The organism is Roseibium sp. RKSG952 (assembly GCF_009711355.1).
Window position 1 is genome coordinate 1 of record NZ_SMMF01000008.1, and the last position, 204, is coordinate 204.

Sequence of the window (204 nt, forward strand, 5' to 3'; positions counted from 1 at the left end):
AAAGACCCCGTGCACCTTTACTACAGCTTCGCACTGGCATCAGGATTGTGATGTGCAGGATAGGTGGTAGGCTTTGAAGCAGGAACGCAAGTACCTGTGGAGCCTCCCTTGAGATACCACCCTTCGCACTCTTGATGTCTAACCGCGGTCCGTTATCCGGATCCGGGACCCTGCGTGGCGGGTAGTTTGACTGGGGCGGTCGCC

At 57.4% G+C, this 204-nt stretch carries 1 rRNA gene; it reads left to right on the forward strand.

Features of this window, described 5'->3' with window-relative positions:
• Positions 1–204, forward strand: a 23S ribosomal RNA gene (locus tag E1297_RS00015); the annotation flags it as partial.